Below are 7,696 nucleotides of genomic sequence, written 5' to 3' on the forward strand. Positions count from 1 at the left end.
CGACCGGGGTCGCCGCGGCAGCCGAGGCCGGGGCGGCGCTGCCGTTCGCCTGCGACCAGGTGCTGATCATGCAGGCCCACGCCGCCATGGCTTCGGGAGCGCTGGACGAGGCCGTTGCGCTGGGCCTCGCTGAGGTCGGGGGCCCGCGTGCGAGTCCGCTCACTGCGACTGCCTGGTCTGACACCTTGGGCATCGCCCGATCGATGACGGGGCAGCTGACGGCGGCGACCCAGGACGCCGCAGACGGCAGAGGGGCAGCGGAAGTGATCGATCCGTTCGGACTGCGCGACCAGGCCGTGGCGCTGGAGGCGCTGATCGGGGGCATGCGGGGACTGAGCGTAGCGGTCGCCGACCTCGAACGGCTCCGCGCTCGTGGATCCGGACCCGACCCACGCATCGACATCTGGGTGGCTCGCGCGCTGGCGTGGAGCAGGTCGGTGGCCGGCGACCGGACCGCCGCCGTGGGAGCGGCCGCGGCCGGTGGTCGGGCCGGGGTCGAGGCGCAACACATCACCTGGGGGGTCATGGCGTTGCACGACGCCGTCCGTCTCGGCGACGCAGCGGGCGCCCGCGAGGTGGCCGACGACGTGCAGGACGCGGTGCGTGAGACCGAGGGGGCGGCTCTCCTCGAGACGATGGCGCGTCACGCCGTGGTGACGAGCGCCGAGGATCCCGAGGGTCTCGGTGAGGTGGCAACGGCGTTCGCGCGCCACGGTGCGTGGCTGCTGGCAGCGGAGGCTCAGGCACAGCGAGCGTTGCTGCTGGCCCGGTCCTCGGCCGACGACCGCGTGGTGAGCTGGGCCTCGGTGCTGTCCCAGATCTGGGAGGCGCGTTGCGACGGGCCGTGCACGCCTCTCCTGGCGAGCAGGCCGCCGGCGGGTCTGACAGCGCGTCAGCTGGAGATTGCCCAGGCAGCAGCCCGGGGAGCCAGCAGCGCCGAGATCGCGGAGGGTCACGTGCTCTCGGTGCGCACGGTCGACAATCACCTCGGCAAGGTCTACCGCGTGCTGGGCCTGGTGGGTCGCGATGAGCTCGCCGCACGGATCGGTCCGGTGCTTGCGGGAACCGTGCGCGGTGAGCGACGGGGCTGAGCGCTAGCTGGTGGACTCCAGGACGGGGTGAGCAGCCACGGTGACGACGGCGTTGCCGTCGGCGTCCTCGTTGATCGTGTAGCCGACCTTGATGCCGTCCACGTCGGCGTACTCCAGGCTGCGCACCTCCCCGGACTGGAAGGACTGCGTGGGCTCGACGTCGTAGGCGGACTCGAGCTCGGCAGCGACGTCCGCCGGCGGCGCGTCGACCGATCCGATGAGGATGAAGCCCACCAGGCCCTCGATCGACTGCTCGTTGGCGGTGAGCACGGTGTAGCCCTGGGGCAGCACCACCGACTCGGGGAAGTCCTCAGGCAGGTTGCCGCTGCTGCTCGAGACGATCGACCCGTCCTCGTTCTCGATCCTCACCTCGGCACCGTCCACGTCCACTTGGGTGCCGGTGGCGCCCTCGATGGCCTTTTCGGTGGCGCCGGCACAGCCGGTGAGGCTGAGGACGACGCTCAGGCCCGCGAGGCAGAGGCCCCCTCGCCGCATGGTCGTCATCACTCGCACCCGACCGTGAACGTGCCCGTGACGGGCTCGGCTGTTCCGGCCATGGCCATCCCGGGATCGATGAAGGTCGCTGACCCGGAGCCGGTCTGTCCGTCGATCGTGTAGTCGTCGACCACCGCGACGTCCGCGTAACCCTCGAACGAGCCGCTGATCTCGCTGCCCGACTCCAGGTGGAGCTGATCGTCGGGGTCGGTGTCGTCTCGCAGGTAGACCGATGGCCCCGACCACTCGCCTGGCGCTGCGTCGAGCGGGGGCAGGGAGACCCCGATGCGCACGAGGTCGTCGTCGGAGATGAGCTCGGCGTTGACCGAGCCGCCCAGGGTGAGGCAGGTGAACACCCCCGTGGCCTCGTAGGTCGTGCCGTCGAAGCTGCTGGTGGGGGAGTCGGCGACGGTGTCGGCGTCGGTGTCGGTGTCGGGAGACCCGGCCGACTCGCCGCCGTCAGGCACCGTGGCGCCCTCCTCGGCCGGGTCGCTCCCACAAGCCGTCAGCGCGACTGCGAGGGCGAGGCTGAGGCAGGCGGCGACGAGGCGTGCCGGGCGATGGATGGCGGAGGGGCGCATCGCTCCATTGTCGTCCGACACGGGCGGGAGGGCACTACTCATCTGCGGCGCTCGACTACTCAGCGGGCGAGGTTCGTGGCGCAGGCCTGACCGGTGCCACGTCGGAGCCGGAGTGGGAAGCCCCCTACGGTGGGGCTCATGCGCGTAGGACTCACCGGCGGGATCGCCTCGGGCAAGAGCACCGTCTCGGCGATCTTCGCCGAGCTCGGGGCAGTCGTGATCGACGGCGACAAGCTCGCCCGCGAGGTCGTGGAGCGAGGGACACCGGGGCTCGCCGCGATCGTCGCGGCCTTCGGCCCCGAGCTGCTCACGGCCGAGGGCGACCTGGACCGTCCTGCGATGGGAGCCCTCGTCTTCAACGACGAGACCAAGCGCAAAGAGCTCGAGGCGATCGTGCACCCGCTGGTCTTCGAGCGGTACGCCGAGCTGGAGGGCGCCACGGGCCCTGAGGACCTCGTCATCCACGACATCCCGCTCCTTGCCGAGTCGGGGCGCGCCGAGGAGTTCGACGCCGTGGTGGTGGTCGACGCCCCGCAGGAGCTGCAGGTCGAGCGGATGCTGCGCGACCGGGGCTGGACCGAGGCCGATGCTCGCGCCCGCATCGGGTCGCAGGCCACCCGCGAGCAACGGCTGGCGATCGCGACCCATGTCGTCGACAACACCGGCAGCCTCGAGGCACTACGAGCCCGGGTCGAGGCGATTCACGCCGAGCTCACAGCTTCAGCGTCATGAAGACGCTCAGCGGGTCCGCTCGGTAGCTCCCGAACGGCGCGCACTCCTCGAAGCCGTGCCGGCGGTAGAGCGCGTGCGCGGGGTGGAAGAAGGCGTACGAGCCCGTCTCGAGACTGGCCCGCGTGTGGCCGCCTGCTCTGGCCGCCTCGAGCACGTGCGTGAGGAGCCGCTCGGCGATGCCCTCCCGGGTGCGGTGGGGCGCCGTCCGCATCGACTTGAGCTCCACATGGGTGCCGTCGAGGTCCTTGAGTGCCGCGCAGCCCACCAGCTCGCCGCCGTCGTACGCCGTGTAGAACCGCACGCCGGGAGCGCGCAGGCCTGCGAGATCGAGCGCGTGCGTCGACTCAGGAGGACCCATCGAGCGCAGCTGGGCGACGTGGGCCGCGAGGAACGCGATCACCTCAGGGTCGGTGAGGTCACCGGTCTGGATCTGCACGCGCGTCAGCCTAGGGTCCGGCTGCGCGGTGCCCTGCGGAGCGGCGTGCGGGGGAGTCCCCTCAGGGAATCCCTGACGTTCTCAGGGATTGCAACCCCTGAGAACGTCAGGAGTACCCGGTGATCCGGGTATTCCTGCCGGCCCCGCGCACGAGAGCCCCCGCCGTGGCTCGGCGGGGGCTCTCGTCGGTGCGCGCTGCCGTCCCGGGTGGGCGGTGGGACGGCGGCGGGATCAGGCTGCGTCAGGCGGCCTCAGGCAGCCTCAGGCAGCAAGGTCGGGGTCGCCGATGCGGCGCAGCTTCTGCAGGGCCTCGCGCTCGAGTTGACGCACGCGCTCAGCCGAGATGCCGTGCTTGACGCCGATGTCGGCGAGCTTGTGCTGACGACCATCAACCAGGCCGTAGCGCGAGCGGATGATGTCGGCGGCGCGGTCGTCGAGGTGCCCGACGAGTGCGTTGAGACGGTCGCGGGCCTCGACGTCGAGAACCGTGAGGTCGGGAGAGGGCGAGGTCTCCTGGGCCATCAGGTCTCCGAGCGAGGTGTCACCGTCCTCGTCGACGGGGGTGTCGAGGCTGACGTGCTCACGACCCCAGGCCATGAGGTCGAGCACGCGGTCGACGTCGAGGCCGAGCTCGACGGCGATCTCGGACGGGTCGGGCTCACGGCCGAGCTGACGCTCCAGCGTGCGACGGGCGCCACCGACCTGGTTGAGCTCCTCGACGACGTGCACGGGGAGCCGCACGACGCGCGCCTGCTGCGCGATGCCGCGGGTGATCGCCTGACGGACCCACCAGGTGGCGTAGGTCGAGAACTTGTAGCCCTTGGTGTAGTCGAACTTCTCGACCGCGCGGATGAGCCCGGTGTTGCCCTCCTGGATGAGGTCCAGCATCGGCATCTGGGCCCGGCCGTACTTGCGGGCGATCGAGACGACCAGCCGCAGGTTGGCGGTGATGAAGGTGTCGACCGCCTTGCGGCCCTCCTCGGCGAGCCACTCGAGCTCTTCCTCGGTGGCGCGCTTCGGTGCGCCGCCCTTGCGGCGACCCACCCGGCCCTCGGCGAGCAGGGCCTCGGCCATTAGGCCGGCCTCGATGGTCTTGGAGAGCTCGACCTCCATGGCAGCGTCGAGCAGGGGGTTGCGCGCGATCTCGTCGAGGTACAGCCCGACGCTGTCGCGTCCCTCGATCTCACGGGAGACGCTGGTGCTCCTGGTTGCGGTCCGGACTGCCATGGGGACCCCTCCTTGTGTCGTCAGCCACCTGTGTGGCCTCGTCTGTTACAACGGTGGCGGGGAGTGGTGGATTCCCACCTCACCCCGAAGGCTTGCAAGTCCTTCGACATGAACGACGGTTCGGATTGGCGCAGAGTTGCCTGTCTGTTGATATTTCAGGGACTTCTCAGGGGGAGGGTGCTCCTCTCAGCCTTCGTCGGGCCCCAGACCGAGCACGTCGAGGGTCCAGGCGAGGGTGAAGGCGCGGTCCTTCCAGGCCTGGTAGCGGCCCGACACGCCGCCGTGACCTGCGGACATCTCGATCTTCATCAGCACGTCGGGGTCGGTGGCCAGCTCGCGAAGCCGGGCCACCCACTTGGCCGGCTCGACGTAGAGCACCCGGGTGTCGTGAAACGACGTCTCGGCCAGGATCGCGGGGTAGGTGTGCGCGCCGACGTTGTCGTACGGCGCGTACGCGGCGATCGTCGCGTAGGCCTCGGCGTCGTCCTCGGGGTTGCCCCACTCGTCGTACTCGGTGACGGTCAGCGGGAGCGTGGAGTCGAGCATCGAGGTCAGCGGGTCGACGAACGGCACCCCTGCGATGATCCCGGCGAAGTCGTCGGGCGCCTGGTTGGCGACGGCGCCCGCGAGCAGGCCTCCGGCGCTGGCGCCCTCTCCGACGATCCGGTCGTGGGTGGTCCAACCCCCGGCGACGAGGTGTCGGGCCACGGCGACGAAGTCGTCGAACGTGTGCTGCTTGTCGGCGAGCTTGCCGCTGTCGTACCAGTGCCGGCCCATCTCGCCACCGCCGCGGACGTGGGCGACCGCGAAGGCCGCACCGCGGTCGAGCATGGAGAGCCGAGCGATCGAGAACGAGGGGTCGATCGACATCTCGTAGGCGCCGTAGGCGTAGAGGTGGAGGGGCAGCGGTTCGCCGGAGGCCCGGGCGTCGCGTCGGCACACGATCGAGACCGGCACCAGGACGCCGTCCGTCGAGGGCGCCCAGAGTCGGTGCTCCTCGTAGTCGGCCGGGTCGTAGTCGCCCAGGACCGGGACCCGCTTGAGCAGCCTGAGCTCGCGGGTGCGGACGTCGTAGTCGTAGACCGACGAGGGGATGGTCATGGTCGTGTAGCCCAGCCGCACGGTGGGCTGGTCGAAGCGTGGGTTGCCGCCCGACCCGACGGTGTAGAGCGGCTCGTCGAACTCGACGAGGTAGTCGTCGACGACCCCGTGGTTCACCGAGGCGTCGTCGCCGAGCTCGAGGATCCGCAGCTGGGTCAGCCCTTCGCTGCGCTGGTGCACGACCAGGTGGCCCGCGAACGCGTCCACGTCCTCGAGCCGTACGGCGGGGTCGTGCGCGATCAGCGGGGCCCAGTGCTCGCGCGGGGTCGGTACGGCGGGGGTCACGGCCAGCTCGAAGTCGGCCCCGTTGCCGTTGTGCATGACCAGGAACCGGTCGACCCCGGCGATCACGGCGTGCTCGACGGAGTACTCGAGCCCTTCCTCACGCTCGCGGAAGCAGCGCAGCCCGAGCTCGGGGGCGTCGGCGTCGAGCAGGTGGTACTCGCTGGTGGTCTTCGAGCCGGTCGCCACGATCATGAAGCGATCGGTGCGGGTGCGTCCGACACCGACCCAGAACCGCCCGTCGGGCTCGTGGAAGACGAGCTCGTCGTCGGACTGGGGGGTGCCGATCCGGTGGCACCAGATCTTGTCGGCGCGCCAGGAGTCGTCGATGGTCGTGTAGTAGAGCCGGGTGCCGTCCCGGTCCCAGGTGGCTCCGCCGAGCACTCCCACGATCTCGTCGTCGAGCAGCTCGCCCGAGGTGAGGTCCTTAACCCGGATCGTGTAGCGCTCGTCGCCCACGCAGTCGAGCGCGTAGGCGAGCAGGGTGCTGTCAGGGCTGATGCTGGACCCGCCGAGGGAGAAGAAGTCATGGCCCTCGGCGAGCTCGTTGAGGTCGAGGAGCACCTCTTCGCCGGGCAGTGCCGGCTGGTCGGGGGTGGCGTCCTCGGCCGGCTGCGGCGGCGTCCAGTCGTCCGGGCCGTTCGCCGGCACGCGGCACGACGCGCCGTACTCGCGGCCCTCGTAGGAGCGTCCGTAGTACCAGTGCTCGCGCACCCGGGTGGGCACGGAGAGGTCGGTCTCGCGGGTGCGGGCCTTGATCTCCTCGAAGATCTCCTCGCGCAGCTCGGCGAGGTGGGCGGTGCGGGCCTCGGTGTAGGCGTTCTCCGCCTCGAGGTGGGCGACCACCTCGGGCGACTCCTTCTCGCGCAGCCAGTCGTAGGCATCGACGCGGGTGTGGCCGTGGTGCTCGGTGGTGACCGGCCGTCGCGCGGCGGTGGGCGGCTGGGGGAGGCTCATCTGACGAACGGTAGTCGGGTGGCATCCTCGGTCCATGGCTGACCTGTCACCCGATGATCCGCGTCCCTCGACCCCGACGAGCCGCAGCATCGACCTCAACGCCGACCTCGGCGAGGAGGTGACCGACGACGCTGCGCTGCTCACCGTCGTCAGCAGCGCCAACGTCGCCTGTGGCTACCACGCGGGGTCGGCGGCGATCATGCGCGCAGTCTGCGAGCAGGCCGCCGAGGTCGGGGTCAGCGTGGGCGCCCAGGTCTCCTACGCGGACCGGCCCAACTTCGGCCGGGTCGCGCTCGACGTGGCCTACGAGATCCTGCGCGAGCAGGTCGCCCACCAGGTCGGTGTCCTGACCGAGATCGCCCGCGCAGCCGGCACCGACGTGCGCTACCTCAAGCCGCACGGCGCGCTCTACCACCGGGTGCTGGACGACGAGGAGCAGGCGGCGGCGGTGCTGGCCGGGTCCGGGGCGCTGCCGGTCCTGGGGATGCCGGGCGTGCTGCTGGACCAGGCGTACGGCGCGGGTCGCCTCGTGCACCTCGAGGGCTTTCCCGACCGCGCCTACGGCGACGACGGACGCCTGGTCGGGCGCGACCAGCCGGATGCTGTCCTCGACGACAGCGTGGAGATCGCCCGACGTGCGGTGGTTCTGGCGGGCTCGGTGCACTCGGTCTGCCTCCACGGGGACACACCCGGAGCCGTCGCCCACGCGCGGGCCTGCCGGGAGTCGCTCGAGGCCGCCGGCTTCCAGGTGCGCGGGCTCTAGCCCCGCTTCCGACCCGCCGCGCTAGACCACT

8 protein-coding genes are annotated in these 7,696 nt (G+C 70.9%); 3 read left to right on the forward strand and 5 right to left on the reverse strand.

What is annotated here, in order from left to right:
• Positions 1–1,091: helix-turn-helix transcriptional regulator (locus VOI19_RS09795; protein ID WP_323792777.1), on the forward strand; the 1,091-nt coding region annotated here is incomplete at its 5' end.
• A gap of 3 nt (positions 1,092–1,094) precedes the next feature.
• On the opposite strand, the gene VOI19_RS09800 is transcribed toward VOI19_RS09795, so the two are convergent.
• Complete coding sequence (locus VOI19_RS09800) at positions 1,095–1,595, reverse strand: hypothetical protein (protein WP_323792778.1); 501 nt, start codon at positions 1,593–1,595, stop codon at positions 1,095–1,097.
• Positions 1,595–2,167 carry a hypothetical protein gene (locus VOI19_RS09805; RefSeq protein WP_323792779.1) on the reverse strand — a complete coding sequence of 191 codons (573 nt, stop codon included), beginning with the start codon at positions 2,165–2,167 and terminating at the stop codon, positions 1,595–1,597. The genes VOI19_RS09800 and VOI19_RS09805 overlap by 1 nt, the downstream gene beginning before the upstream one ends.
• Before the next feature lie 138 nt (positions 2,168–2,305).
• Here VOI19_RS09805 and coaE point away from each other — a divergent pair, with 138 nt between their 5' ends.
• Complete coding sequence (coaE, locus tag VOI19_RS09810; RefSeq protein WP_323792780.1) at positions 2,306–2,899, forward strand: dephospho-CoA kinase; 594 nt, start codon at positions 2,306–2,308, stop codon at positions 2,897–2,899.
• Here the strand turns inward: coaE and VOI19_RS09815 are convergent.
• The 3 genes from VOI19_RS09815 to VOI19_RS09825 all read right to left on the reverse strand — a co-directional run bounded on the left by VOI19_RS09815 (position 2,880) and on the right by VOI19_RS09825 (position 6,902).
• Positions 2,880–3,335: a GNAT family N-acetyltransferase gene (locus VOI19_RS09815; RefSeq protein ID WP_323792781.1), complete on the reverse strand. Its 456-nt coding sequence runs from the start codon at positions 3,333–3,335 to the stop codon at positions 2,880–2,882. The two genes, coaE and VOI19_RS09815, sit on opposite strands and share 20 nt — an antisense overlap.
• A gap of 261 nt (positions 3,336–3,596) precedes the next feature.
• The gene (locus VOI19_RS09820; protein WP_323792782.1) at positions 3,597–4,562 is read right to left on the reverse strand and encodes a sigma-70 family RNA polymerase sigma factor; all 966 of its coding nucleotides are present in this window, start codon (positions 4,560–4,562) and stop codon (positions 3,597–3,599) included.
• Positions 4,563–4,748: 186 nt separating this feature from the next.
• Positions 4,749–6,902 carry a S9 family peptidase gene (locus VOI19_RS09825; protein WP_323792783.1) on the reverse strand — a complete coding sequence of 718 codons (2,154 nt, stop codon included), beginning with the start codon at positions 6,900–6,902 and terminating at the stop codon, positions 4,749–4,751.
• Between the two features lie 34 nt (positions 6,903–6,936).
• On the opposite strand from VOI19_RS09825, the gene VOI19_RS09830 reads away from it, so the two are divergent.
• Positions 6,937–7,665: a 5-oxoprolinase subunit PxpA gene (locus VOI19_RS09830; protein WP_323792784.1), complete on the forward strand. Its 729-nt coding sequence runs from the start codon at positions 6,937–6,939 to the stop codon at positions 7,663–7,665.
• The last annotated feature ends 31 nt before the right edge of the window (positions 7,666–7,696 follow it).

The sequence above is a fragment of the Nocardioides sp. genome (assembly GCF_034670285.1).
Taxonomy (GTDB): Bacteria; Actinomycetota; Actinomycetes; order Propionibacteriales; family Nocardioidaceae; genus Nocardioides.

Excerpts from the sequence above, each read along its gene's own strand:
- VOI19_RS09800 (WP_323792778.1), bottom strand. The coding sequence starts at position 1,595 with ATGACGACCATGCGGCGAGGGGGCCTCTGCCTCGCGGGCCTGAGCGTC.
- VOI19_RS09830 (WP_323792784.1), top strand. The coding sequence starts at position 6,937 with ATGGCTGACCTGTCACCCGATGATCCGCGTCCCTCGACCCCGACGAGC.
- VOI19_RS09825 (WP_323792783.1), bottom strand. The coding sequence starts at position 6,902 with ATGAGCCTCCCCCAGCCGCCCACCGCCGCGCGACGGCCGGTCACCACC.
- coaE (WP_323792780.1), top strand. The coding sequence starts at position 2,306 with ATGCGCGTAGGACTCACCGGCGGGATCGCCTCGGGCAAGAGCACCGTC.
- VOI19_RS09805 (WP_323792779.1), bottom strand. The coding sequence starts at position 2,167 with ATGCGCCCCTCCGCCATCCATCGCCCGGCACGCCTCGTCGCCGCCTGC.
- VOI19_RS09820 (WP_323792782.1), bottom strand. The coding sequence starts at position 4,562 with ATGGCAGTCCGGACCGCAACCAGGAGCACCAGCGTCTCCCGTGAGATC.